Annotated in this window: 19 protein-coding genes; 4 read left to right on the top strand and 15 right to left on the bottom strand. The window is 54.1% G+C overall.

Annotated elements, in window-relative coordinates:
• Window positions 1-14 precede the first annotated feature (14 nt).
• Window positions 15-2,309 (top strand): alpha-galactosidase, encoded by a 2,295-nt coding sequence (locus NYE33_RS15490; protein ID WP_336100013.1) that lies wholly within the window; start codon window positions 15-17, stop codon window positions 2,307-2,309.
• Between the two features lie 257 nt (window positions 2,310-2,566).
• On the opposite strand, the gene NYE33_RS15485 is transcribed toward NYE33_RS15490, so the two are convergent.
• On the bottom strand, window positions 2,567-2,698 hold the full coding sequence (locus tag NYE33_RS15485; protein WP_256703893.1) for a hypothetical protein: 132 nt from the start codon (window positions 2,696-2,698) through the stop codon (window positions 2,567-2,569).
• A 263-nt stretch (window positions 2,699-2,961) separates the two neighbouring features.
• Here NYE33_RS15485 and NYE33_RS15480 point away from each other — a divergent pair, with 263 nt between their 5' ends.
• A complete protein-coding gene (locus NYE33_RS15480) occupies window positions 2,962-3,579 on the top strand; it encodes a TetR/AcrR family transcriptional regulator (protein WP_076244594.1) in 618 nt (205 codons plus the stop codon).
• A 70-nt stretch (window positions 3,580-3,649) separates the two neighbouring features.
• On the opposite strand, the gene NYE33_RS15475 is transcribed toward NYE33_RS15480, so the two are convergent.
• Window positions 3,650-3,904 (bottom strand): hypothetical protein, encoded by a 255-nt coding sequence (locus NYE33_RS15475; protein ID WP_341068771.1) that lies wholly within the window; start codon window positions 3,902-3,904, stop codon window positions 3,650-3,652.
• Between the two features lie 13 nt (window positions 3,905-3,917).
• Here NYE33_RS15475 and NYE33_RS15470 point away from each other — a divergent pair, with 13 nt between their 5' ends.
• Window positions 3,918-6,239, top strand: a complete 2,322-nt coding sequence (locus NYE33_RS15470; RefSeq protein ID WP_341068678.1) for an MMPL family transporter — start codon at window positions 3,918-3,920, stop codon at window positions 6,237-6,239.
• Window positions 6,240-7,045: 806 nt separating this feature from the next.
• Here NYE33_RS15470 and cls read toward each other — a convergent pair.
• The 7 genes from cls to NYE33_RS15435 all read right to left on the bottom strand — a co-directional run bounded on the left by cls (window position 7,046) and on the right by NYE33_RS15435 (window position 12,798).
• The gene (gene cls, locus NYE33_RS15465) at window positions 7,046-8,500 is read right to left on the bottom strand and encodes a cardiolipin synthase (RefSeq protein WP_341066482.1); all 1,455 of its coding nucleotides are present in this window, start codon (window positions 8,498-8,500) and stop codon (window positions 7,046-7,048) included.
• Window positions 8,491-9,081, bottom strand: coding sequence for a TetR family transcriptional regulator (locus tag NYE33_RS15460; RefSeq protein WP_341066479.1), 591 nt, complete (start codon window positions 9,079-9,081; stop codon window positions 8,491-8,493). The genes cls and NYE33_RS15460 overlap by 10 nt, the downstream gene beginning before the upstream one ends.
• Window positions 9,082-9,363: 282 nt before the next feature.
• Window positions 9,364-9,738 (bottom strand): hypothetical protein, encoded by a 375-nt coding sequence (locus NYE33_RS15455; RefSeq protein WP_042138925.1) that lies wholly within the window; start codon window positions 9,736-9,738, stop codon window positions 9,364-9,366.
• Between the two features lie 73 nt (window positions 9,739-9,811).
• Entirely contained in the window at window positions 9,812-10,738 is a 927-nt protein-coding gene (locus tag NYE33_RS15450; RefSeq protein WP_341066478.1) for a phosphotransferase family protein, read from the bottom strand.
• A 39-nt stretch (window positions 10,739-10,777) separates the two neighbouring features.
• Window positions 10,778-11,317, bottom strand: coding sequence for a hypothetical protein (locus tag NYE33_RS15445; protein WP_341066475.1), 540 nt, complete (start codon window positions 11,315-11,317; stop codon window positions 10,778-10,780).
• 210 nt (window positions 11,318-11,527) lie between these two features.
• Window positions 11,528-12,232, bottom strand: coding sequence for a hypothetical protein (locus tag NYE33_RS15440; RefSeq protein ID WP_341066473.1), 705 nt, complete (start codon window positions 12,230-12,232; stop codon window positions 11,528-11,530).
• 194 nt (window positions 12,233-12,426) lie between these two features.
• Window positions 12,427-12,798 carry a winged helix-turn-helix transcriptional regulator gene (locus tag NYE33_RS15435; RefSeq protein ID WP_076244580.1) on the bottom strand — a complete coding sequence of 124 codons (372 nt, stop codon included), beginning with the start codon at window positions 12,796-12,798 and terminating at the stop codon, window positions 12,427-12,429.
• Between the two features lie 204 nt (window positions 12,799-13,002).
• Here NYE33_RS15435 and NYE33_RS15430 point away from each other — a divergent pair, with 204 nt between their 5' ends.
• On the top strand, window positions 13,003-13,584 hold the full coding sequence (locus tag NYE33_RS15430; RefSeq protein WP_341066471.1) for an NAD(P)H oxidoreductase: 582 nt from the start codon (window positions 13,003-13,005) through the stop codon (window positions 13,582-13,584).
• 409 nt (window positions 13,585-13,993) lie between these two features.
• Here the strand turns inward: NYE33_RS15430 and NYE33_RS15425 are convergent, their stop codons facing one another.
• The 6 genes from NYE33_RS15425 to NYE33_RS15400 all read right to left on the bottom strand — a co-directional run bounded on the left by NYE33_RS15425 (window position 13,994) and on the right by NYE33_RS15400 (window position 26,594).
• Window positions 13,994-15,499 carry a beta-N-acetylhexosaminidase gene (locus NYE33_RS15425; protein ID WP_341066469.1) on the bottom strand — a complete coding sequence of 502 codons (1,506 nt, stop codon included), beginning with the start codon at window positions 15,497-15,499 and terminating at the stop codon, window positions 13,994-13,996.
• An 83-nt stretch (window positions 15,500-15,582) separates the two neighbouring features.
• A complete protein-coding gene (locus NYE33_RS15420; protein WP_341066467.1) occupies window positions 15,583-18,423 on the bottom strand; it encodes an alpha-mannosidase in 2,841 nt (946 codons plus the stop codon).
• Window positions 18,424-18,428: 5 nt separating this feature from the next.
• Window positions 18,429-19,427 (bottom strand): glycoside hydrolase family 130 protein, encoded by a 999-nt coding sequence (locus tag NYE33_RS15415; RefSeq protein WP_341066465.1) that lies wholly within the window; start codon window positions 19,425-19,427, stop codon window positions 18,429-18,431.
• A gap of 82 nt (window positions 19,428-19,509) precedes the next feature.
• Complete coding sequence (locus NYE33_RS15410) at window positions 19,510-20,829, bottom strand: glycoside hydrolase family 125 protein (protein ID WP_341066463.1); 1,320 nt, start codon at window positions 20,827-20,829, stop codon at window positions 19,510-19,512.
• 255 nt (window positions 20,830-21,084) lie between these two features.
• Window positions 21,085-24,297, bottom strand: a complete 3,213-nt coding sequence (locus tag NYE33_RS15405) for an alpha-mannosidase (RefSeq protein WP_341066460.1) — start codon at window positions 24,295-24,297, stop codon at window positions 21,085-21,087.
• 2 nt (window positions 24,298-24,299) lie between these two features.
• Complete coding sequence (locus tag NYE33_RS15400; protein WP_341068677.1) at window positions 24,300-26,594, bottom strand: glycoside hydrolase family 3 N-terminal domain-containing protein; 2,295 nt, start codon at window positions 26,592-26,594, stop codon at window positions 24,300-24,302.
• Between the last annotated feature and the right edge of the window lie 27 nt (window positions 26,595-26,621).

Raw genomic sequence — 26,621 nt, 5'->3', positions numbered from 1 at the left:
GGAGAGTTATGAATATGAACATTATCGCAGATGAAACGTCAGGCCTGTTCCACCTTCAGTCCAAAGATACCAGCTATATTATCCAACTGGTGGACGGCTATCCTGCCCATGTATACTGGGGTGCACGGCTCCGCCATGACAACAGCCTGACCGGGGCGCTTGAGCTGCGCGAGCGCGCATCCTTCTCTCCAACCCCGCTGCTGCAGAAGCCTACCCTCTCTCTGGATGCTCTGCCCCAGGAATATCCTCAGTATGGAACAAGTGATTTCCGCCGGCCTGCCTATCAGGTTCAGCTGGCTGACGGCACGCGGATCTCTGAACTCCAATATGCCGGCTACACAATCACAGCGGGCAAGCCGGCCCTTGAAGGGCTGCCTTCGGTCTATGTAGAGAATGAAGCGGAAGCCCAGACACTGGAGCTTACACTGAAGGATGATTACGCGGGTCTGACCGTTAAGCTGATGTATACCGTCTTCGCGGGCCATAGTGCAGTCACCCGTTCTGTCCGCTTTGAGCATAACGGTAAGGCACCGCTGCGGCTGGAACAGGCGCTTAGCGCATCCGTTGATTTCGCAGATTCCTCCTACGATACCCTGCACCTGAGCGGTGCATGGGCGAGAGAACGCCATGTTCAGCGCCGTCCGCTTACCCCGGGCGCAGCCTTGTCCCTGGAAAGCCGCCGCGGCTCAAGCAGCCATCAGACCAACCCGTTTCTTGCCCTGCTCCGTCCGGGCGCGGATGAAGACCAGGGTGATGTATTCGGCTTCAATCTGGTCTACAGCGGCAGCTTCGCCGCAACTGCAGAGGTTGAACAGTTCGGACAGACCCGGGTAAGCATCGGAATTAACCCGTTCGACTTCTCCTGGCTGCTGGAACCGGGCCAATCGTTCCAGACCCCGGAGGCTGTGCTCGTCTATTCCAGTGAAGGACTCGGCGGCATGTCGCGCACCTATCACCGGCTGTACCGGACCCGGCTGTGCCGCGGCGTTCACCGCGACCAGGCCCGTCCGATTCTCGTCAATAACTGGGAAGCGACCTATTTCGATTTCGACGCCGACAAAATCGCTGCGATCGCCAAGGAAGCTGGCCCGCTCGGGATTGAACTGTTCGTACTTGACGACGGCTGGTTCGGCAAGCGCGACAAAGACAACAGCTCGCTGGGCGACTGGTTCGAAGACCGCCGCAAGCTGCCGGAAGGTCTGGCCGATCTCGCTGGCAGAGTCAACAAGGAAGGTCTGCAGTTTGGTCTCTGGGTTGAGCCGGAGATGGTATCCCCGGACAGCGATTTATACCGTAAGCATCCGGACTGGTGCCTGCACGCCGAAGGACGCCGCCGCACTGAGGCCCGCAACCAGCTCATTCTGGATCTCTCCCGCCCGGAAGTATGCGATTATCTGTACGAGACACTCAGCGCAGTCTTCTCCAGCGCACCCATAACCTATGTCAAATGGGATATGAACCGCAACATGACGGAGATTGCCTCTGCCAACGCCAGCCCTGAGCGGCAAAAAGAAACCGCCCACCGCTATATGCTCGGCCTGTACAACCTGCTGGAGCGCCTGACCTCGCGTTTCCCTGATATCCTGTTCGAGAGCTGCTCCGGCGGCGGCGGCCGGTTCGATCCGGGAATGCTTTTCTACATGCCGCAGACCTGGACCAGTGATGACACCGATGCGATTGAACGCCTGGCAATTCAATATGGTACTAGTATTGTCTATCCGGCCAGCAGCATGGGGGCTCACGTGTCGGCGGTACCGAACCATCAGGTTGACCGCATCACTTCCCTTGCCACCCGCGGGGATGTAGCGATGAGCGGCAACTTCGGCTACGAGATGGATCTTACCAAGTTCACGGAAGCCGAGAAGGATCTGGCTGCCCGGCAGATTGCACAGTACAAGGAGATCCGCACGCTGGTGCAGCAGGGCGATATGTACCGTCTGCAGAGTCCGTTTGAAGGTAACGGCGACACAGCCTGGATGTTCGTCAGCGAAGATAAGACGGAAGCCTTTGTTGCCTACTTCCGGGTGCTGGCTAAGCCCAATGCACCAATCTCGCGTCTTACGCTCAAGGGGCTCGATCCTGAGCTGGATTATGTGATTGAGACTGGCGCAGCCGGTGTTACCACAAACGGCCACGGCGGCGGGGAAGCTTCTGCATCTGTTGATGGGCAGAGCTCCACTCCGTTCCAGACGGCCTTTGACGGCACCCCTCTCGGCGGCGACCGCCTGATGCGTATCGGCCTGGTCGTTTCCGATCTGCGCGGCGATTACGCGAGCTGCACCTATCGCCTGAGAGCAGTACAGCGTTAATCCTTAACTATTGAGAAGGCTTCAGTCTCCCCGGGGACTGGAGCCTTTTTGTTATATGGATCGGCGAGGCTATATAGATAAAGAATGGCTATTCATTTAGTGAAAAGTTGGCTTCAGCTGAGTTTGCGATTGCGGTTGTGGTTGCTGCTTGCTGCTGAGACTGTTGTTACTGCTGCGTTTGATGTTGCGGTTGTTGCTATTGCTGCTTGCTGTTGATGCTGCTGTTGATGCTGCTGCTGTTACGGTAAATTCCCGGTTTAAGCGGCTGCTTTTAAAAATCCTGCACCAAATACAACATTTTCCTCGATATCTCGGCCATAATCTGAAATTGTTGTACAAATTGCAATATTTCTGCCCTCCCAGGCGGCTAAGCCGGATAATTCCTGCATTTAGTACAACAATCTGCCTGAACAGCCGGATATATGCGGATCAATGTTGTAATATGTACAACATTTCTCATTCTCCAAGCCAGCAAGGTTCCTCCGGCAACCAACCACCAGCTACGGAAACTGAATTATTCAGTTAAATTTTAAATATTCACGTTTCAGACACTAATTGCACATTGTGCAATCTTGCTCTTTGAGCAATAATATAGACTGTAGATTACAATTTGGCGTTCATCCTATACATAAGAAAGGAGGAAGCATACAACTTGAATCCCAAACTGACACTGCGGGACCAAAAAAAAGAAGCCACCGCCTTCGCTTTGGCCGTAGCCGCCTTCGAGCTTGCACTGGAGCAAGGCATGGACGGCTTCATCGTCGATGACATTGTCCAGAAGGCCGGTTATTCGCGGCGGACCTTTGCCAACTATTTCTCATGCAAGGAGGAAGCGGTGGCGGCGTATTTCATCAGCAGCGCTGCAAATGAAGATAAGAATATGCTGCTTGCTGTTCTGCCTCAGGATGCTACACCGCTGGAAGCCTTGTATAACCTGCTCAAGCTGCAGTTCACATCAGAGTTTCTGCATAAATTGCGGCAGTTCGTATCGCTCGCGAATCAGTATCCGTCGCTGGAGCCATATATCCTCAGCGTATTCCGCCGCCTTCAGATTGCCGCCCAGGAAGTACTCGAACAGTTCTCCCATGGACGCTATGACGATGGATATACCCACCTTCTCGCCGGTGCCGTCTACGGGGCATTTATCCCTATACTGGACGGACGCCTCAACGTCATGCTGCCGGGCGAAACACAGGATGAACCCTCCAGCGCCATGCCGTTTGATCAATATTTGAATTCCATGTTTGCTTACTTACGCAACGGCTTCTAATAATAAATTCAGAGATAAAGAGGAGAAACCATTACATGTCAACATTTCTATACCGCTTAGGGAAGTCGGCTTATTCCAAGCCCTGGTATTTCATCGCGGCGTGGATCGTCGTGCTCGGTGTGATTGGGGCCCTGCTTGGTGTCAATGGCATCCAGTCCAGCTCCGAAATGAAAATTGAAGGCACCGAATCGCAAAAAGTGCTGGATAAGCTGACCCAGGAGCTTCCTGCTGCTGCCGGCGGCCAGGCGAGCGTCGCCTTCACCGCACCAGACGGGGAACGTCTGGATACGCCGGAGCGTGTAGCGCTGCTCCAGAAAGCTATCAATGACGTCTACAATATGGAATACGTCATCAATCCTATGGAACTGGCAGCACAGGCTGCCGCTGCAGCTCAAGCCGCCGGCGCTGATCCTTCCGCTGCTGCCGGTCAAGCCGCCGCTGCCGATCCTTCCGCTGCTGCCGGCCAAGCCGCCGCTGCCGATCCTTCCGCTGCTGCCGGCCAAGCCGCCGCTGCTGATCCTTCCGCTGCTGCTGGCCAAGCCGCCGCTGCTGATCCTTCCGCTGCTGCTGGCCAAGCCGCCGCTGCTGATCCTTCCGCTGCTGCTGGCCAAGCCGAAGCTGCCGATCCTTCCGCTGCTGCTGGCCAAGCCGCCGCTGCTGATCCTTCCGCTGCTGATCCTTCTGCCGCTGCTGGCCAAGCCGCCGCTGCCGATCCTTCCGCTACTGATCCTTCTGCCGCTGCTGGCCAAGCCGCTGCAGCACAGTCAGCTCCTTACGGTCCGCTGATGGCTGACGGCGCTCCGGTTCCCGGCGTTATGCTGTCTGCCGACGGCAATATTGCCCTGTTTCAGTTCCAGTTCACGGTTCAGCAGACATCCCTTCCATCGGATGTACCTGATAATATCATCGATACCGTGACTGAAGTCGAGCAGGCAGGCTCCGGCATCACTGCGATTCCGAGTGATTCCCTGAAGAGCATCCCGGCCATCGGCTCAACCGAAGCAGTCGGTGTTGTCGTCGCTGCGGTCGTACTGTTCATGACGCTAGGCTCGGTCGTTGCTGCCGGTCTGCCGCTGATCACTGCACTCCTCGGCGTCGGAATCAGTGTCGGAGGTGCGTTTGCCCTCGGCAGTCTGATCCAAATGAATGACATTACACCGGTTCTCGCCGTGATGATCGGTCTGGCTGTAGGTATCGACTACTCCTTGTTCATTGTTAACCGCCAGCGCCGTCTGATTCTCGATGAGAAGCTAAGTGCCGGCGAATCCGCCAGCCGGGCACTGGGCACCGCCGGCAGCGCCGTATTCTTCGCCGGTCTGACTGTTATCATCGCCCTGTGCGGCATGCTCGTTATCGGCATCGGCTTCCTGTCGACCATGGCACTTGTTGCCGCAGCCAGCGTTCTGATCAACGTTCTGCTGGCGCTGACCCTGTTGCCTGCACTGCTCGGACTGGTCGGTGAGAAGATCGTCACCGCCAAAGCCCGGACGAAGAACACCGCTGCCGCTAAAAAAGCACAGCACGGCTTCTCGCACCGCTGGGCAAATGCCACAGTGAAATATCGCTGGGTGATCATTATTCTCGTTGTACTCGTTCTTGGAACAGCAGCGATTCCTGTAACCAAAATGGAGCTGGGCATTCCTTCGGGCGCCTCGGCGAACCTGGATACTCCGGCCCGCCAGAGCTATGATGTGATCTCCAAGGGATTCGGCGAGGGCTTCAACGGACCGCTGCTGCTGGTAGCGGAGCCGAAAAACCCGTCCGACAAAATTTCGATGGAGCTGCTGGGCAAGCTGACTCAAGAGCTGCAAATGCATGATAATGTTACACAGGTGTCTCCGATGGGCGTGAATGCCACCGGCGATATTGCCATCATCAGCCTGATCCCGAAAACGGGTCCGACAGATACAGCCACAAGAGATCTCGTGCAGGAACTGCGCGATCCGTCTTCCAGCCTAACCTCAGGGAATAATATTAATCTTGGTGTGACCGGCTTCACCGCCATCAATATTGATATGTCCTCCAAGCTGTCTGATGCCTTCCCTGTCTACATCGGTATCATTGTTATTCTCTCGCTGATCATCCTGCTGCTGGTCTTCCGGTCGATTATCGTACCAATCAAGGCAACCATCGGTTTTGTTCTCAGTATCCTTGCCACCTTCGGTGTGACCACCGCTGTCTATCAGTGGGGATGGCTGCATTCCTTGTTCGGCTTCGATACAGGAGGACCGCTGCTCAGCTTCATGCCGATTCTGGTCACCGGCATTCTGTACGGTCTGGCTATGGATTATCAGGTGTTCCTGGTCAGCTCCATGCGTGAAGCTTATGTCCACGGCCGCCGCGGCAATGACAGCGTCGTTCACGGCTATGATCTCGCCAGCCGCGTTGTGCTTGCCGCAGGCGTAATCATGGTTTCCGTCTTCTTCGGCTTCATCTTCGCCCCTGATGCGATGATTAAGCAGATCGGCTTCGCACTTGCCTTCGGCATCCTGATCGATGCCTTCATCATCCGCATGACGCTCGTTCCGGCCGTCATGGCCGTCTTCGGCGACAAAGCCTGGTGGCTGCCGAAATGGCTGGACCGCCTGCTGCCGAATCTCGATGTTGAAGGCGATAAGCTAATCGCCAAGCTGAATGCCGAGAGCGGACAGAAGCACTAGAACAACCCCACAAAACGGAGCCTTAGCTTCGATAATTACTCAGTTAATTTGCGGGGACCCCAGCATATTTTAATTCATCTAAAACAATGGACGGCATCTCCGCCGTCCGCCCCCAAACAAAAGAGGGCCTGCAGACATTGTCCGCAGGCCCTCTTTTCTATACAACAGCTCTTCTCAAGCTACACTGAAAACCACATGCTTCCCAGCTGCCAGCGCCTTATCGTAAAAAACCAGAAGAAGACCTACAATTCACCCTTTAATTCCTGTCTCAGCATTTCCGTTCCGTAACCCGGCACCAGCGTACCCATCAGCTCTGCTCCATCCATCGCCATTATGCCCTCCAAGGTATCTCATCTAACATTACATATTGACCAAGCATCCCCATCTGCATCTCCTCCTAAGTTACCTGCACGGTATATCACTAATATCACTAATATCACTATTACACTAGTACAACATCAGAACTATAGAAGTGAGTTCAGTAAACAATGCAGCAATTGACGGATTCAGTTCCAAGTGGGAATTCAATAATAGTTGTATACTGTACAATTAAAAACAGTGAAAAGGCAGGCTTGAGTCTTATAACTGTAGTCTGTACAACTAAATTTGCCCGAATGGGTGAGAATCAGGCCGTAATCGCAGTTTAATTGTACGAATTACAACTAAACGGAGAATCGGTTGAAAAACATAACTTTTAGTTGTACAAAGTGCAATTAAGCATACTGCGTATACCGTAATCGGGTCACTGCAAACCCTCAGTTAGCGATATATCAATGTGGTATTCAATAGTATCCTTACACCGTCTTCTATAGAATAGGCGACAGCAACCGCGAGATTCCCTCCTTCAGCTTAATCATAAGCGAACGCTCCTTGTACCGCTCGGGCGTAAGCCCAGAGCTTAACAGGCTGTCCTGCAGAAACAGGTCCTCAAGCTGTGCGGCGACCTGCCGGTCATACACAATGGCATTGACTTCGAAGTTCAACCGGAAGCTGCGGGAGTCGATATTCATCGTCCCTACGGAGGCGACCTCCCCGTCTGCCACAATGGTCTTGGCGTGCAGGAAGCCGTTCTCATAGAGCAGGATTTTGGCTCCATAATTGAGTAAATCTCCGGCATACGCCCAGGTAGCCCAATACACGAACGGGTGGTCAGGTTTGTTCGGGATCATGATGCGCAGATCTACCCCTGAGAGCAGGGCGATTTTGCAGGCATCCATGAAGCTGGTGTCCGGAATGAAGTAGGGCGTCTGGATATATACACTTTTTCTGGCCGATAAAATAAGCTTGATGTACATATTCTTCAGATGCTCAGTCTCCGAATTGGGACCGCTGGTGATGATCTGAACCGGGCTTGTCCCCGTATGTCCCCCTGTGTAAAAGGAGAATTCCTCGTAATCCCCGCGCTTATGCTTCCCGGCCTGATGCCAGTCCAGAATAAATCTGCCTTGAATATGATTAACAGCATTCCCTGTGATCCTGAGGTGGGTGTCCCGCCAATAGCCGAATTTCTTATCCAGCCCGAGGTATTCATCTCCGACATTGAACCCGCCGATATAGGCGGTCATGCCATCAATTATGCACAGCTTGCGGTGATTCCGGTTGTTGATCCGGAAGTTCAGCGGTCTGAGCAGAGACGGGAAGAACACCTCCACCTCTCCTCCTGCTGCACGTAATTCTTTGAAGAACCCGGGGGCAATCCGTTTGGAGCCGACTTCATCGTAGAGCAGCCGCACCTTCACGCCTTCCTCTGCTTTGCGGGTTAATGCATCCCTCAGCTTCTTCCCCAGCGTGTCCGGCTGAATGATGTAATACTGAATATTGATCTCTGTCCGGGCAGACCGGATATCCTCGAATAATGCGTCGAATTTCTGGTGTCCGTCACTGTAGATAACGATGTCATTATCACTGGATAAAAGACCATGCGACGATCTGATATTCATCGTGATGAGCTCTGTGTATTTCTGCAGCCAGGGAGATATCTCCTGGACTTCATCCTGCAGCGAAGCCAGCTGCCGGTCTGTCTCAGCCTGGACAAATTCCTGCTCTTCAATGAACAAATGATAGAAATTCTTCTTCTTCAGATTCCGCCCGAAAAAGATATACAGAACGAACCCCAGGATAGGAATGAAGAACAGAACCATCAGCCAGGCCCAGGTATACCCCGCCTCTCTTCGCTCAATGAACAGGAAACCCAGCGCCAGCAGAATATTTATGAATGTGATGCTTGAAATAATAAGTGTCGTTATACTTGCTAATTCCATGCCCTGTCCCCCTCTCGTGCGTAAGCCTCAAACCCTCCCGTGACTAATACTGCCACCTTACGGGCGACTTCCTCTTTGTCCATGCGGATCTCCCCGGCCACCCATTGAACAGCTCCTTCATGGATAGCCTGGGCAGCAAAAGAAGCCATTATTTTCCGCTCATCTGCCGTATAGAGCCTATCCAGACCGTCCAGCAAATAAGCCTTGAGCGCAGTTAGCATCTTATCTCTGAGCTGCGGTACGACGAATGCTACATAGCTGCTGCGGCAGTTCATCTCCGGCTGGTCATAGAAATCGCACACGGCCAGAACAAGCTGCCCGATGCTGTCCGGATCAACCTTCACTTGCCCTGCAGTGTATTGTCTGATAGCTGCCGATGCGGAGTCCCCCATCATATAGTCCAGTAATTCGTATTTGTCATTAAAATGTGCATAAAAGGTAGCCCGGTTCACTTTAGCCCGTTGGGTGATATCGGCAATCGTGATTTTCTCGAAATCCTTCACGGACACCAGCTCGATAAAAGCACCCGCCAAAGACTCCTTCGTATGCGTCACCCGTACATTCATTACTTTATTCGCCATAGCATCCTCCCGCCCGACAATAGGTACGTCTTGTTGCTATAGCAACATCTGCACCTGTTTTGTTGATTGTTGCGCTGCCTGATCAGCGGTATATTCTGATTAAAGCAACACGCGTTAATTTAATATATCACAACGAGGGAGAGTTTAAACCATAGAACTATTGTTATCGTCGGTGCAGGACCCGGATTAGGTCTGTCGTTAGCCAAAAAAATTCGGGGAGAACGGATTCAGGGTAGCCGTAACAGAAATAAGCGGTAAGACATCCCTTGACAGGGTAATCTCTTATCGCTTTTTTCTAATAATTATATTCAGACAACTAAGTATAATAATAGCTATATTTGCTATCAGCACGCCAGTATAAGCATCCGATAAACGGGTCCGGTGTACCCATAGCTTAACAATTTCACCCGACACCCCCATTTTCATTAAATAGGGTTCCAATCCCTTTGTAGTAAGCTTATCACCGTAGACCAGCGGTATATCAATAATATCGTTGGTTCCTATTTCGGGAGTGAATTCAGCCCATAATTGTTTGGCCCATCTGTCATATTTATAGCTGAATACTTCGTCTGATTCACGGTATTCCCACCTGTAATTCCACGCAACAACTAATATCCCCAGTGTAAGGATGCTGATTAATAGAATTTTAAATTTCAATAGGCCGCCTGCTTTCAGGACAATAAGTCTATCCGTTGGATAGGCTTATGTCCGTTATTATTCACTCACCCGCTCACTCCGGCAGCTGAATCAGCTCATCACGCAGCTGACGATAAGCATCATCCCAGCCCATTTTGGCATAAAAGCGGAGCGCATCCAGCCCTTTGAAATACCGCGCACCGGTCAGCCGTTCATGAAAGTCCGGGATGATGATCCCCTCCCTGTTCTGGTAATCCCGATAAGCCTGAACCACATCAAGCTCTCCCAAGGTCCCATTCAGCGTAGCGAGATCGATCAGGAAATCCCCATAGGCAAAATTGCCGTCGATGATTCCGGTGATCTGCGAGCCATCCGACAGGATGTTCCAGGGCTGAAAATCCCCGTGGATAAAATAGCGGTGCGGCTCGTTGTATTTGGCATACGCCAGCAGGCGGTGGTAACATTCTTCGAATACATCCTTTTCCAGACAGGTCGACTGAAATAAGCCGTGCCAGCCTTCCCAGAAGGTTCCACTCTGATCCCGGGCGAAGAATGAAGTGATATATTCCCGCCATGACGGGTAAGCGCCGGCTCCGCTGGGCTGTATCCATCCGTAGCCGCTTGTATCGCCCAGCTCGGCGTAATTCATCCGGGTCAGTATTTCGATAAGCTCAGGGAGCTGGCTCTGCTTCTCATGATCAGAACAATCGGTCAGATTGCCGCCACGAATCCGTTCAGAGATGGAATAGCTCAATGTCCCCGATTTACCCTGCCCAAGACATTTGGCAAACGGGATGCCCTGGCTGGTCAGCAGATTCGCAACATAACCTTCTGTATCGTAGGCTCCGTCCATGTCACTCAACTTAATGATGCATCCCCGGCCTTCATATTCAAAGGAGAATACGCTGCTCAGGTTCCCCCCTTCTACGGGCATTACCCCGGCCGGACTTGAACCAAAATGCTGCTTCAATATATCTTCTACCCCGCCAATTTCTAATCTTGCTTTCTCGTATGCAGTCATTGCGGCATCCGTCCTCACATATCTTTTGTGAATTCAACCTCAACCTTCAACATCATTAACGTAATGGAGCACAGTTCCGTAGTATTTCATGAACCGCCGATAATCGTCACTGCCATTCATCCCGATGACCGCCGGATAAGCATTTACCTTACGCTGCTTAAGTGCAGCCAGTATTTCCTGTTGGACAGGGCAATGAAATTTGCCTTCTGTATACTCGATCACCAGCGGAGGGAATGCTGCTGCATCCTCATCTTGTACATGAGCCGGGTCATTATTGCTGCCCGTAAGCTCATCACGCCCTATAAGCCGCAGCGGAAATTTAACGACTCCGAAGTACAGCTTCTCTTGCTTCTCTTGCTTCTCTTGCTTTCCGGATTCTTCCTGCCCGGTTAAGGCCTTGCGGGTGAGCAGCAAATAACACTGAATCCATTCTTCGATCATTCCGGCATCCATGTACCGTACAGCCGACTCCACAGTCGGAGCATACGTTAAGTGCCGGTCGTTTTTCTTCGAGTAGATGATCTTCTTGACCGTATCCAGGGATAAATAATACTCGTCGGCAATTTCCGCAATCGTCACTCCATGCGCATACTTGCTCGCGAATCATCAGATTACGCTTTTGCAGCCGCTCTCTGTATCCGGTCGACTCGCCCCAGGTCTTCTTCTCATCCCCTGCCGGGAAATACAGCAGCCTTCCTGCCGCATATTTCTGGACTTCTTTTAATAGCGCCTCCGGGATCACATCGCCGGCATGCTCATATTTCATACCTTCATTCACCTTCTGCAGGGCTAAAGGGCATAGATGCGTCCCTTCAGCTCACTTATGGATTTGACTATGGACTTGCAGGAGCACTCATCATCGATAGAGGCATGCCAGCGCAAGGTATCGATTCCTCTGTAATACGCCATGCATAAGAACCGTTCCTTGAAATCCGGGATGATGATATCCCTTGACTTGCAGTATTCATTGAACAGCTCCGGGATCTTGAAGTAAGGCTTATTCAGATCCATATTAGCGATATCTACCAGACAATCGAAAATCCCGCACTTGCTCCAATCCGGGAAACCAAGCACTGCCCGGCCGTCTGTGATCATATTTTTGAAGTACGCATTATTATAAACCAGGTAGCGCTGGCCTTCGCAATAATGGATTCGGTCCTCCATTTCCTTATAGTACTTCTCGAAAAAGTCACGGTCCAGCACGGTGGTCTCGAACATCTCCCGCCAGTTGAACCAGTAGCCCTCTCTCTTCTCCGAGAATGTCTCTGTCAGGAACTCCCGGCAGGTGGCAAATTCCGTCTTGCCCTCCTCATCCAGCCAGCCGTAGCCTGCTATGCCCGATATATCAGATGAAGAAATCTCCAGCAACTGGTCAAAAAATAACTCATGGCATTCCGCGAACTCCGCCGCACTTAGCTGCTCGGCAACAAACCCCTTCGGTGTCATATTCACCTTGTCAGACAGCAGCGATTTAAGAAAATTATCTTTCCCCATGTTCATCTCACCTTTTCCCATACACTAGAATATACCAGCTGCGCATCTGATAATAGAATCATACACCCTGAAATTCCAGGGAGATAGGCAATGAATTCCTTAAGGTAACTTTGCATAGGCTGCCATACCGGTCACGAGCTAATAGAAAAACCGCCATCCCCTTATCAGGTCTGACGGTCCTCCCCTCACACAGCTTAAAACTCTTCCAAGACCTTGGATTTATCACCATAAACCTTGTCCAGGTGATCCTCTCCCCAGTAACATAAAAGGTCCAGCGCGGGCTTTAATCCCCATCCGTAGGCCGTTAATTCATACTCCACTCTAGGCGGGATTTCTTTAAATATTTTCCGGGCAATAATCTCATCCTTTTCCAGGCCTCTTAGCTGGGTGGTCAGCATTTTTTGTGTAATGCCGGGGATTAGCCGCCGCAGCTCGGATGTTCGTTTGCAGCCTGTCATCAAATGATAGATGATTAGAGGCTTCCATTTCCCGCCCATGACTTCTAATGCCACTTCTACTCCGACTTTATATTTCTTTGGAGTGCTATTATCACTCTGTTCTGTCATTACTTATTCCTCCGTCAAAAGGCTGTGTATATACCGGAAATATACTATCGGGTGTAGGGCACTTCAATGTACCTATGGTACCTTTCTCATCCTATAGAACATGAAAGTGCGTACTTCCAGACTCTTTTATTCCTGTTTATAATAGCATCAGCCACTGATCATGGCTACAAATTGGCGGTTCAGAAAGGTAGTGAAGATACTAGCATGAACGTATTAATCGTTGTATCGCATCCAAGACAAGATTCCCTGACCTTTGCGGCTGCCCGCCGTTTTGCACAAGGTCTTACGGAGGCCGGACATAGCTATGAGATATTGGATTTGTACGGGATTGGCTTTGATCCTCTTTTGCAAGGAGTAGATGAGCCTGACATGTCCCTTGAGGAGCAATCCTTCTCACCTGAGGTGGAGAGGGAAATGAAGCGGATGAAGGAGCATGATGCCCTGGCCTTTATTTTCCCCGTCTGGTGGTGGCATTTGCCGGCCATGCTGAAAGGTTATATCGACCGGGTGTGGAACAACGGATTTGCATATGGCAAGAACCAGCTTCATCATCAGCAGGTGTTGTGGATGGGTCTGGCCGGCGTTTCGCGGGAACAGATGCGCAAGCGCAACTATGATGAAACAATTGCCCACCTGCTCAATGTAGGAATCGCTGATTATTGCGGTATCTCCAATTCCAGGGTTGAGTTTCTATACGAGACAACCTTAGATTCTAATCCCCGGCATTATGAGCTGCTGCTTAACCAGGCCTATCAATTAGGCTTGAATTATGCGGAGGAACAATGACCTGTTTGGTGAACAAGGTGAGCCCACCGGTATTCATTTTCCCAATTGATACTTGGCGTACTCATTATGACTCCGACTCCACAGCCAGCTAGGAGGACTGAGAATCCGCTATTGGAGCAAATCAGGCGGATTCAGTAGCTAAACGGACTCAGAATCGCTTATATGGACGAATCCCCTCTATTTCAGGCTCGAATAAACAAGATAAGCGATTCTCCGGTTCACCCAGATTTTAAGGCTTTTGAGAGATATAACGGATTCTCAGTCCGCTTCACTCGAGGGTTTGAGTCCTCGACGGAATTTCATAGTGCGGTTTCTCAACCAGTATCATTCCCCCAACAGTGTAGTTTCTCAACAATGAAAAAAGCTGCCCCAACTAGCCTTTCGGCTTTGGGACAGCACTTTTTTTCAACTATTGACTTCGTTCGCTACCCTCCGCGTAACCGGCCAGCTTCTGCTTCCCCAGCCACGCTCTCTCCGCCATAGCGCTAAGCGGCCCGCGGATTCCGACTGCCACTTCTGCTTCGGTCTGCGCTTCCGGCTTGTCGCTCCAGATGGAGAAGGAACAGCCGATTAACTCACGCGGATAAGAACCCGCGGGATATTCCTGCTTCGCTCCGCCGGACCGCTGCGGGAACAACCCCGGATGCCATGAATTGCAGATTTTCACTCCTGTTGGATACGTATAGCCTGCATGCTCACCCAGTACGTAATAAAAGTAGGCATCGTTGAAATTAATCACCTGATGTCCCTGCGCAATGATCTCTTCAACCGGGGCCATCATTTCATGCCATTTCGTCCAATACGTAATTTGGATGGAGGATTTAGGCGTTATTCTCTGGATCTGATCCCCACGGTACAGTCCATCGTTCCAGGCGCGGACGATCCACCCCTTGGACTCCAGATGTTCAGCCACACCGTTAAGGTAGTCAATATAAGTGTCCACACCCGTCCCGCCGCCGATGTTCAGAACATCCCGGGCATACTGCTCAAGCTGGGGATATTCCCCGAACTGCCCGAAGTTGATAAACTCATCGCCGCCGATATGAAAATGCGTGCTTCCGGCAAATAACTCCGCGTATTCGTCGATCAGCTCCAGCACGAATTGCCGCGCAGCGGCATTCGTAATATCCAGCGCGCCCGGGGCAACGGCTCCCGCTGAATTCTTAAGCAGCCAGTCCGGATGTGTCCGCAGGGCTTGTCCCAGATGGCCCGGCGAATCCAATGAAGGAATAACAGCAATATGATATCTTGCGGCCGTATGAATAATCGCCTTCATTTCCTGCTTGGTTAAATATTCGTCCGACATTACCTCAGGATGGCTCTCGCTCATCAGCCTGAAGCCTTCATTCTCGGAGAAATGCAGCTGCAGCGTATTCAGTCTAAGCCGGGACATCTCCCTGATCCTCTCCATGATCCATTCGGCGGTATAGAACTTCCGCCCGATGTCAATATGCAGCGCCCGCTCCGGCATCACAGGGTAATCGGTGATTCTACCGTACGGCATGAAGCCGTCAGCCAACAGCAGCTGTATCACCGTCCGCAATCCATACATCACAGCAGTTTCGCTTGGGGCCGTGATGTGGACAAACTCACCGATTTCAATGACATAACCTTCCCGGCTGTCCATACCACCGCCCGCTCCGCTGTCGTTCAATTCAATGACAATATCTCCAGAAGACGGTGTCTCACACTCTCCATAAAGTACAGACAGGAGATGGCCGGATGGAGCCAGACTGTCTGCATATTCCGATAGAACAATGAAAATCGTATCATTCAGAACCCTGTTTCCCTCTGATCTGATATTGTCTACAATCCTAACCCGGGATTGCGCTGACAGTCTCCATTGCCCCTGAGAGGCCTTCATATACTGCTGCACACCCGGGAACGGACTCTGATCACTGCTTAGCCTATCCATCTGAGGGTCACCTCCTGCTTCTGCTTCTACTTCTACTTCTACTTCTACTTCTGCTTCTACTTCTACTTCTACCTCATCCTTGGTCAGTCAAGCCGGATGCCAACGGTTAGTATTTCATGTCCGTCGAGCTGAAGCCGAAGCGTATTTGCTCCGCCTTGCTCCAGCCGCCCAGTCTCAGCCGCAATATCCGCAACCTTAGCTTCCAGCACATTCGATGTGTAGAAGCCCGTTGCCGGCAGGTCTGTTTCCAGCTTCAGTTCACAAGGCTGGCCCGTCATGTTGAACCAGCGGAGCAGCAGATCCCCGCTCTCTTCGTTCATCTTGAGCGAAGAGAAGGCGGCAGCCGTGCCGCTCCAGCGGACAGCCGAGTACACGGCTGGAATGGTTCCTGTATGAACCTCCGCCTGGGCGCAGGTCCAGGGAATCTGGAACTGGTAGGCCGCAGCCGCGGCACCAAAAGCTACCGCGTCCCCGCTGTGCGGAATAAGCAGCAGCTCCGCCGTATGTTCCCCCTGGCACTGGGCTTCCGGCGTAGGGAACCAGCCCCAGTCGCCCATCTCCCCGACGCAGCGGAGCAGGGTAATGGCGATGGTGTTGCGGCCGTCACGCAGTATTTCATATTCATGGAGTCCGAGATTAGCGACCGTAAGCCCCGCATGCTCCTCCGCCACATCCACAAAACTCTGCTGATGCTGCGCATTGCTCGGGTTCAGCCACTCCGGCGCCGGTTCATTCGGCCGCTCCGCCAGCTCGAACATCGAGTCTACACGGTGGGAAGCTGCGGCCAGATCTGCAGGGAACAGCATCCGCAGACGGTGATCCTTCGCCGTATTATGGATATAACTTTTGACTTCCAGGCCTTTGCCGCTGCGTTCCAGCCTTAACACTGTCCGTAGCTTAAGCAGAACCTTGTCCGCTGAGCGCTGCGCCTGCCGCTCCGGATAATAGACCAGCGCACGCTGTTCTTCTTCCAGCACGGCATCGGCGGAAGCCGGAATCTCCCATTCATGGACGATCTCTATAGATGCCCGGTATGGCGCATCTTCTATGATGCGGATATCAGCCGTCAGCCCCCGGGTAGTCAGCGGAACTTCCCCCGCAGGCTGTCTGTACATATATTCGTTGCCGATGTCCCCGGTATTCTCATAGACACCGAGATCACGGTATACTTTGCCGCTTGGCTTATGCTCCAGCGTGAAGGAACCGTCGGCCATAATCTCAACCCGCAGCGATTCGTTCTCCAGTATCCGTCCGCCGTGGACAAGCGACGCTGAGGCCCCGGCACCTGCCCGAGGCTCCGTCCCGTTCGTTGCGGCACCACCCGCTGCGGCGGACCCTGCTATGCCTTGGCCGGATTGACCGGCAGCGGCCCCAGCCAGCGGGCGGACCCAGGCATAAGTGCGCAGCCCCAGCGCTGGCACATCCGCCGCTTCGAAGATCAGCTGCACCTTGCGGCAGCTGTACGGCTGCCGGAACCGGTCATCCGGCAGATCATAGCCGAATGACAGCCCCAGGTCCTGAATCGTACAAGGCACTTCGTTGCCTAGTTCATCCACCAGGACCCGTCCGCCCAGGTCAACCGCCTTCATCCGGCGGGCGGTCTCTTCAAGCGTGTGGCCTTCGCGCAGATACAGCCGGGCTGCGTCCAGCTCCACGCTGACTGTACCCGTGCGGCTCCAGCCGCTTGTATTCATCACAACGAGCGGAATAGCAGCTTCACCATACGCGGCGAAGCCCAATGTGTCCACCGCTCCGGTGATCGCCTGCATGCTGTCCGCCACGATGCCTTCGGCGGTGTGACGGCTCTTGTCGAACCGGGTTACCATCTCCCGGTGCACTTCATCCACACTGCAGCCGCAGATGGAATCATGCGGATGGTTCTGCAGCAGTGTCTTCCACGCGTAGGTCAACAAATGCTGCGGATACTCCCCGCCGTGCAGCCTGGCGATAACGGCCAGCGGCTCGGCTACCTTCTCCAGCAGCGCCTGGCCCCGCTGGTTCAGCTGCTTCAGGTACACCCGGGCGGACGCTGTATTAACCAGTGTCCCCCAGCCGTCAGTACGCTGGCTTCGCAGCTCGCCCTTAACCGTGGAGAGGCTGCGGCCGGCAAGAGAGTGCTGCACAGCCTTAATATAATCGGCAAAGTTTGAATGAACGAAGGATATCTCCGGGTACAGCTGCTCCGCGGTGCGGATGGCCTCCGGCAGATCGGTCTGCAGCGGCTGATGATCGCAGCCGTTCATGAACAGCAGCTGATCCGTGGCCGCATACTGCCTCGCATCTGCCAGCTTGCGCTCCCAGAAGGTCTTCGCCTCCTCCTCCCCGGCTGGGATCTCATTGCCGTTCGAATACCAGTTGGCGAACAGGATGCCCAGCACCTTGGAGCCGTCCGGCCCTTCCCAGACCAGCTCCGAGAACGAGGATTCATAGCCGTCGCTAGAGACCGTATTGTTGAAGCCTGTCGGCTTCACCCCGCGCCCGAAGAAGGCATTGGTGATTCCGGCCTGTACCATAAGCTGCGGAATTTGTCCGGTCAGGCCGAAGGTGTCGGGGAAATAGCCGATCTTCGATACCTCCCCGTAGACTCCCGCGTCCTGATGCCCGATCTGCAGATTGCGCACATTGGCTTCCGGACTGGTCAGGAAGGCATCCTGCAGGATATACCAAGGCCCGATATAGATCCGTCCTTCACGGATATGGCGTTCCAGCCGTTCCCAGTTCTCCGGGCGGACCTGCAAATAATCTTCGATAATGATCGTCTGTCCGTCGAAGAAGAAGCTCCGGAATCCCGGATTCTGCTCCAGCGTGTCCAGCAGGCTGTCGACCAGCCGGATCAGCCGGAGATGATGGCGTTCATAAGGAAGATACCATTCCCTGTCCCAGTGCGTATGGGAGATGATATGCGCCGTTTGTTGTTTGTCCATGGCTGTTACACCTCAGTCTCCAGAGGATATTCCTCCATATAGTTAAGCAATTCGTCCACGGTGGTGAAGGCCAGACCCGTAACCGTATCTGCACAACCGTAGTAGATGGCAATCCGTCCTGTAGCCGCATCCGTCAAAGCCGCGCAGGGGAAGGTCACATTCGGCACATCGCCCACACATTCGTACAAGGTTTCAGGACCGAGAATATAGTTGCGTGAGCGGGCTTTCACCTTCCATGGCTGATCCAGATCGAGCAGCGCGCAGCCCATGCGGTAGACAAACCCGTTGCAGGTGTTGATTACGCCGTGGTAGATCAGCAGCCAGCCCTTATCGGTCTCAATCGGAATCGGACCCGGGCCAATCTTCTTGGACTGCCAGGCGGAGGCATCGCCGTTCACCGTGCCCATCACATAGCGGTGCTTGCCCCAGAAGGTAAGGTCAGGACTCTCGCTGTAAAAGATATCGCCAAACGGAGTATGCCCGGTATCGCTTGGACGGCTGAGCATAGCATAATTGCCGCCGATCTTGCGCGGAAGCAGCACCCCGTTCCGGTTATACGGCAGGAAGGCATTCTCTATCTGATGAAAGGTTTGGAAATCAAAGGTATAAGCGAGTCCGATCGTCGGCCCGTGATAGCCGTTGCACCAGGAAATATAGTAACGGTCATCGATCTTGCATACCCGGGGATCGTAGCGGTATTCCCGCTTGATGATTTCCTCATCGCCCTGGAAGACGATAGGTTCATGATTAATCTTCCAGTTCACCCCGTCCTCGCTGAACCCGGCAAAGATATCCATGCTGACCGATTTGGAATCACAGCGGAACACGCCGGCGAAGCCGCCCTCAAAGGGAATGACTGCCGAATTAAACACACTGTTCGAGTTCGGGATCGCATCCCGCTTAATGATCGGGTTGGCGGAATATCTCCATACAGGCGCATTGCTGTCCGCCGGTTTCTCCTGCCAAGGGATATTTGACAATGTTTCTCCAATAATTGTACTCATGCTCAGGTCTCCTTTGTATATGAAAAAGTGCTTTACACAATCATAATTAGCTTCCTGTATTCTGTATCCATGCAGGCCGGACCTAGAGAATCCCTTCCTGCAGCGCCCGCCAGACCAGCTGGGAGAACAGGCTATTCGACCAGGCGAACCACTTGCGGGTGAACACCGACGGATCGTCGGCCAGGAAGCCTTCATGCATATAGCCGGTATCCGCGTCCGTTGCTTCAAGCATGGCAATCACCGCCAGCTTCTCTTCTTTACTATTTGCCGTGATTCCCTGCATGGACAGCGCCATATGCCAGATATAACCCGGAGGGGTATGCGGACTGCCGATGCCCTTGGCGGCTTGGCCTTCGTAATAGAACGGATTCTCGCTGCTCAGCGCAAAACGTCTAGTATTCTGATAGATGGGATCGTCATTCTTCAAATACCCGAGGTACGGAATGGACATCAGGCCCGGTGTTCCGGCGTCATCCATCAGGCAGTAATTGCCGTAGCCGTCTGTTTCGTACGCATAGATCGGCCCGAATTCAGGGTGGCGATAGATACCGTACAGCTTGATGCCGTGATCCACCTCTTGCTCCAGCGCCTTCAGCTCGGCCAGGAAATCCAGATCGCGGAACACCCACTCGGCGAAATCCTGCATCTGGCGCAGAGCCACCACAGCGAACATATTCCCCGGAATGTTGTAATGGAAATCGCAGGCATCGTCGCTGGAGCGGAAGCCGGACCAGATCATCCCTGTGTAGTTGACCGGCATGCCGAGACCGCCGCCCCGGATCGAATCTTCCATAATCCCGTTGTTCCGGGTGAAGCGGTACGGGGATTGTTCCGCATGATGCTGCTCCCGCTTGAAGAGATCGGTAATGGAGCGCAGCATTTTTTTGAAATCAGCCGTGAAGATATCCGTTCGCTTCGTCTCCTCCCAATAGGCATGGGCCAGCCGGATCACGAAGCACAGCGAGTCAATCTCGAACTTGCGCTCCCACACCCAGGGCGACATCTCCGTCACATCCCCGGCATTCCAGTGCCAGTCGTTAGCCGTTTCGTTGAACGCGTTGGCGTAAGGATCAATCAGCACGTACTGCGTATGGCGCTTGATCAGCCCGCCGATCATACGCTGCAGATCAGCATCTTTGGCGGCAAAAGGCACATATTGAATCACCTGCTCGACCGAATCGCGGAGCCAACAGGCCGGGATATCGCCCGTAATGACAAACGTGGTTCCATCGTCAAGCAGCTTGGTAGTAGTCTCCAGTGTGTTCGGGAAGCAGTTCCGGAACAGGCGCTGCAGCTTGGGCCGGTGGGCCAGCTTCTCTTCGGCCTCGGCCAATACGGCCTGAATGGATGACGGGAGCGGCAGCTCCGGCATTTGAATCTGGGGAAGTCTGAATTGTTCCAAGGTGATAGTCTCCTTCGGCTTAATCTATAGGGTAGCTGAACTGAAGCTATATAGATTGTACTTGTAAGTTTTCTGTTCTGGAATTGCCGTGACTCCAGAGAATGTTTGGCCCTCCGGCCGCTGTTGTCCCCAGATTTCTTGATTTTTAACCGCTAATCGCGGTGGAAATCCGGTGACAAAGGCGGACGCTGACGCTCCTACAGTGCCAAAATTCTCCTCCGCCACTTTTCCCTGTCTGTATTTTTCAAGTTCAATCTATTTAGAATGAACAATTTTGATGGTCTTGATCTCGAACGGGTGGAAGTCTAGCGTCAGCTCTCCCGCCTCTTCCGCCAGCAGCTCTGCCTCTTCTTCCAGTGCATTGGACAGGTATACCGCTGAATGCGGCAGCGGCCAGCCGAGCTTGACGGTCTCGCGTCCGCCAGCGGATTCATACAGCCGCAGAATACTGCCGCTTCCGTCTTCCGCCAATTTGACTGTATCCAGGATAACCTGCTTCCCGTCATAGGGGAGGAATGAGCCTGAAGGCGGCAGCTGTCCTGCACTTGAATTACAGGCAACCGCATAGGAAGTGTGATTCAGCTCAGCGGCTTTGCGGAGGGTATGCGCCCCGCGCCAGTCTCCGGTATGCGGATACAGTGAATACGTGAATGCATGTGTGCCCAGATCCGCGGAATGATCCGGCCAGCGCGGCGCGCGCAGCAGCGACAGACGGATCGTGCTGCCCTGCGTATCATAGCCGTATTTGCAGTCATTCAGCAGGCTGACACCATAGTCATGCTCAGACACATCGGCATAGCGGTGCCCGCAGACTTCATATTGCGCCTGCTCCCAGCTGGTGTTGCGGTGCGTTGACCGTTCCAGCGCGCCGAACGGGATCTCATAGGTCGCCTTGCTGGTTACTACATCTACCGGGAAGCCGACCTTCAGCAGCTTATGGGCTTCATTCCATTGGACCTTCGTCTTGAAGTCAATCCGCCGGTCACTGTGATACAGGATCAGCTCCTGCTCTATTTCGGATTGGCCGATGCTCCAGCGGAAGTACAGCACATCGCAGACAGGGCCTGAGGACAGCAGCTTCTGCTCCAGCAGAACAGCTTCTCCGGCAGGCTGCTCCTCATACCGGCTGTCTATATCCCAGGCATCCCATAGGATAGGGCGGTCATGGAAGAAATGCAGCCGGTTCAGCCGCTCTCCGGCCTTGACAATCTCACGCCCGGCTTCCTTATCGTACAGGCTGATGATCTCGCCCTGTTCATTGAACCGGAGCCGGTAATATTCCGTCTCCCAGTCCTGGCCGAACGAAGCTGCAACCGAAGCTTCATTAGATGCTTCAATCGGTGTCGGCATATCTCCGCTATCTCTGCCAACCCCGCCGCTACCGTCAACTCCGCCATCTTCGCGCAACGCTGGCTGTTCCTCATCTCTCAGCCACACGGTAACATACCCGAATGCCGGAACCTCCGGCACCCGCACGCGGAGAGCAGCTGGCCCGTCTGCTGTAACCGGCTCCGCGGTCAGCCGCATTCCTTTCCGGTCATATACGGCGGCAGCAGTGTTATCCGCTCCGTCTCCGGCAGCCGGGAGCTCAACCACCATATCCCGGGCCCAGCCCAGACCGTTCAGGACGACATAAGGCTGGCCCTCTCCACGGGTATCGATATCCGATACGGCGGCCTCCATGACCGACTTTAGGCTGCTATCTCCAAGAGCGAAGATGCTCTGATACTCCTTGTCCGAGGTCTGATAGACCTCGGGAATCGACGAGCCGGGAATAATATCATGGAACTGGTTAAGCAGAATCAGCTTCCAGCCTTCATTCAGGTCCTCCCCGATCTCTTCCCGCTGCTGCGGCTGCAGCTGGTGTCCGGCCAGCGTCTGCCATAGTTCCGCTTCCCTGTACAGAATCTCGGCCTTGCGGTTATTGCGCTTGTTCCGGGCATGTGTGGTATAGGTTCCCCGGTGCAGCTCCAGATAGAGGTCGCCCTGCCAGACCGGCAGCTCAGGCTTCGCCTGCTCGATGCCTGCGAAGAAATCTGCCGCCGTACTGTAGCCGGAGGCTGGCTGGCCCACCATGAGCTCGGAGCGCGAGAGATATTCAAGCATCTCCCGGGTCACTCCGCCGCCCCCGTCCCCGTGTCCGTACAGCAGCATTTGTTCGCTGTGCACGGCTTTTTCACGGTAAGACTGCCAGTGCTCATGAATATCCTTCGGCAGCGTACTCTCATTCACTCCGTGGTTCATATAAGACAGAAGTGCCGTTCCGTCGATGCCTACCCAGTGGAACAAATCATAAGGGAACAGATTCGTATCATTCCAGCCGAGTTTGGTCGTCATGAAATAGCGGACCTTGCCATGCTTCAGAATCTGCGGCAGGGAAGCGCAATACCCGAAGGTGTCCGGCAGCCATTCAATCTCGGATTGCCGTCCGAATTCCTCCTGATAGAACCGCTGCCCATACAGCATCTGCCGCATCAGGGATTCCCCGCTTGGAATATTCAGATCCGGCTCCACCCACATACCGCCAACAAGCTCCCAGCGCCCTTCAAGAATCCGCGCCTTCACCTTCGCGTACAATTCAGGATCATTATCCTTCAGATAAGCGAACAGCTGGGGCTGGCTCTGGGCGTAGCGGTACTCCGGGTATTCCTCCATCAGCGCATGAACCGTCGAGAAGGTCCGGCTGGTCTTGCGAACAGTTTCCCTCGTGGGCCATAACCAGGCAATATCGATATGCGACTGCCCGACCATATGGATGAAGCCTTCGCTGTTGCCGCCGATTTCCCGGACTTTCCCGGTCAGCGCCTGCTCAATGTCTCTGATCCTGCCGCCGTCCCGTCCATTCTCAGGTCCCATAGACACATACGCATCCATCGCCTGATACAGCGCCTCCAGGATACGGACACGCCGGAAATCCTGTTCTGGCAGCAGCAGCGCCGAATCACGGATCACAGTAACGGTATACATCAGCGACTGCACCGGCAGGTTAACCCTGACGAGCGCAGCGGTTATAGACCGGACCGGCGGCTGAATCACCGCCTGCTTGTTCAGCGGATCATCCGGCTCGGGAACCGGATCGTAGAGTTCGATCTCAAGCTCCGGGTTTCTTCCGTCGGCAACAGGGTCAAGTGAAACGAAGGTATGATTGCGGTCCAGCCCCTGCCGGGAAGCTCCGCCTACACGCAGCAGCCCTTCTCCGCCGGAGTGGAAGATGATCCCTGTGTCCGCACCCGTCCAGTCCGCCGGAATATCAAGCGCCGTGCGGAACATATAAGTCGTTCCCTGTACGCTCGGGAACAATCCGAAGGCTTCGCTGCCCGAATACGGCTGTAATTCGTCATACTGCCCCGGCTGCCGATAGGTTGTGGAGAAGACCTTCCAGTCTTCAATCGCCCGATATTCCAGCCATTGCGCTTGTGAACATTCACGGATAAACCTGTCTATTCGTTCCGTATTTAATCGTTCCATCCCTAATCCTCCATGACGGCAAGCTCTATATCGAGCGTATCGTTGACGTTCCTTCCTACTCCGATCCGGAAGCTCCCCGGTTCAACGACCCGCTTGTACTCCGCCCCGATATAGCTCAAGTGTTCTGCACTGAGCCTGAAAGTGACCGTCTGCTTCTCTCCCGGTTCCAGGTAAATCTTCCGGAAGCCCTTCAATTCCTTGGCCGGTCTGGTCACCTTACTGACCCGGTCGGAAATATATAACTGAACGACCTCCGCGCCTCCGCGTAAGCCTGTATTCTCCACTTCCACCGTAACTTCAGCACTTCCGTCCGCCTGGATTTCAGCAGGCTCTACCTGCAGCCCGCTATAGCTGAATTCGGTATAGCTGAGCCCGAAGCCGAAGGGATAACGCGGCTGCGAATCCCCTTCAAGATAACGTACACCCCGTGAACGTTTGCCCAGATAATAGACGGGCAGTTGTCCTACGTCCACCGGGAGCGAGAGGGTCAGCCTACCGGACGGATTCACATCGCCGAACAGAATGTCCGCAATGGCATGGCCGCCCTCCTGCCCGGGATACCAGGCTTCCAGAATGGCATCCGCCTGCTCATCGATCCAGGGCTCGGCAATAGGACGGCCGTTGATATATACGACTACCACCGGCTTGCCGAGTGTCTTCAGCTCCTTCAGCAGCTCCAGCTGAACGCCGGACAGATGAAGCGACATCCGGTCGATGCCCTCGCCGCAATCCATATCGCTAAGCCCATTCCCTGTTACCTTCGAGGCACCGGTCCGCAGATCAATGCTGCCCTCGCCAAAGTCTCTGGCGCTCGACCCGCCCAGTGCGAGTACGATCGTATCCGCCCAAGCCGCTGCCTGGAGCGCAGATTCGAACCCCTCGGTGGAACCGTCTTTGATCCGGCAGCCGGGCGCATAACGTACCCGCTCCGGCTCAGCGGAGAGCTTGGCCCGTATTCCGGCCAGCACCGTCGCCACCCGGTCACGCGGCTGCGGGGAGGTGTAATCCCCGAGCTGATTATAGCCGGTATCCGCATTGGGTCCGATGACAGCCACTTTTCCTGTGGCCGCAGACAAGGGGAGGATACCGTTATTCTTCAGCAGTACAATTCCTTCTGCCGCAATGCTCCGTGCCAGCTCCGCATGTTCCGGGCTGCCGATCACCTGCTCTGCCCGGTCCGGATCGGCAAACGGCTGTTCGAACAGGCCCAGCCGGAACTTCAGCTCCAGCACACGTGCAGCCGCTTGATCCACCAGCTTCTCATCCAGCCGCCCGGAACGGAGCGCCTCCAGCAGATAGCCTCCGAACATGACGCCCGACATCTCCATATCTATCCCGGCCTGGAGCGCCTGCACAGCCGCGTCTTCCCCGCCGTCCGCTGTATCATGGCCCGAGGCCAGCATGTCGATAGCGCCGCAATCGGTAATGACCATGCCCTTGAAGCCCCATTCGCCGCGCAGGATATCCTCCAGCAGCTCCTGATTGGTTGTGCAAGGCACTCCGTCAATCTCGTTATAGGCTGGCATGATGGATACCGCACCGGCTTCCACCGCTTTGCGGAACGGGTACATATCGACCTCCAGCAGCTCCCGCTTGCCGATATGCGCCGGACCTGCATTCCTGCCGCCTTCCGAGCTGCCGTAAGCGACAAAATGCTTCAGTGTCGCCCCGACACTGGACCCGCTGTCAAGCCGGTCGCCCTGTAGTCCCTCCACAGAAGCTACGGCGAATTCGCCTATGAGATACGGGTCTTCCCCGTAGCATTCCTCGGTCCGGCCCCAGCGCGGATCACGCACCACATCAAGCACAGGCGAATACGTAACTGCACCGCCTTGAGCCCGGGTCTCCAAAGCTACTGCCCGGCACATCTCCCGGTACAGATCGACATTCCAAGTGCTGCCAATCAGCAGGGGAACCGGAAATACCGTCGCCCCGATCGCCATATGCCCATGCGAGCATTCTTCACCGATCAGCAGCGGGATGCCCAGCCTGGAATGCTCCAGCACATAACGCTGGATGGTATTCACCGCTTCGGCTCCGGCCCGCGCCCCAAGTCCGCTCTCCAGGGTGACCCCTGTCCAGGGATCTGCCCGCAGTGTGCCATATAATGCGCCGATGCCGCCTTCGCGGATCTGGCGTTTGAAGTCTTCTGTCAGTTCTATCGTTCCTTCTGTATGATCATAGGTCTGCCACCCGAATAGCTGAACGAGCTGGCCAACCTTCTCTTCCGGCGTCATCAGCCCCAGCAGATGTTCAGTCCGCTCCTTGACGGGCTTCGCAGAGTCTTTATATAACATTTTGGCTCCCACACCCTTTCTCCTGTT

Source organism: Paenibacillus sp. FSL R10-2199, from assembly GCF_038000235.1.
GTDB classification, from domain to species: Bacteria; Bacillota; Bacilli; order Paenibacillales; family Paenibacillaceae; genus Paenibacillus_AQ; species Paenibacillus_AQ phytohabitans.
Note: the sequence above shows the minus strand (reverse complement) of the source record. Positions and strands in the feature narration are given on the sequence as shown.

Coding starts and splice junctions, on each gene's coding strand:
- NYE33_RS15490 (WP_336100013.1), top strand. CDS start 15: ATGAACATTATCGCAGATGAAACGTCAGGCCTGTTCCACCTTCAGTCC.
- NYE33_RS15485 (WP_256703893.1), bottom strand. CDS start 2,698: ATGCAGGAATTATCCGGCTTAGCCGCCTGGGAGGGCAGAAATATTGCA.
- NYE33_RS15470 (WP_341068678.1), top strand. CDS start 3,918: ATGGAATACGTCATCAATCCTATGGAACTGGCAGCACAGGCTGCCGCT.
- cls (WP_341066482.1), bottom strand. CDS start 8,500: ATGGAATTAGCAAGTATAACGACACTTATTATTTCAAGCATCACATTC.
- NYE33_RS15460 (WP_341066479.1), bottom strand. CDS start 9,081: ATGGCGAATAAAGTAATGAATGTACGGGTGACGCATACGAAGGAGTCT.
- NYE33_RS15450 (WP_341066478.1), bottom strand. CDS start 10,738: ATGACTGCATACGAGAAAGCAAGATTAGAAATTGGCGGGGTAGAAGAT.
- NYE33_RS15440 (WP_341066473.1), bottom strand. CDS start 12,232: ATGGGGAAAGATAATTTTCTTAAATCGCTGCTGTCTGACAAGGTGAAT.
- NYE33_RS15435 (WP_076244580.1), bottom strand. CDS start 12,798: ATGACAGAACAGAGTGATAATAGCACTCCAAAGAAATATAAAGTCGGA.
- NYE33_RS15430 (WP_341066471.1), top strand. CDS start 13,003: ATGAACGTATTAATCGTTGTATCGCATCCAAGACAAGATTCCCTGACC.
- NYE33_RS15425 (WP_341066469.1), bottom strand. CDS start 15,499: ATGGATAGGCTAAGCAGTGATCAGAGTCCGTTCCCGGGTGTGCAGCAG.
- NYE33_RS15420 (WP_341066467.1), bottom strand. CDS start 18,423: ATGGACAAACAACAAACGGCGCATATCATCTCCCATACGCACTGGGAC.
- NYE33_RS15415 (WP_341066465.1), bottom strand. CDS start 19,427: ATGAGTACAATTATTGGAGAAACATTGTCAAATATCCCTTGGCAGGAG.
- NYE33_RS15405 (WP_341066460.1), bottom strand. CDS start 24,297: ATGGAACGATTAAATACGGAACGAATAGACAGGTTTATCCGTGAATGT.
- NYE33_RS15400 (WP_341068677.1), bottom strand. CDS start 26,594: ATGTTATATAAAGACTCTGCGAAGCCCGTCAAGGAGCGGACTGAACAT.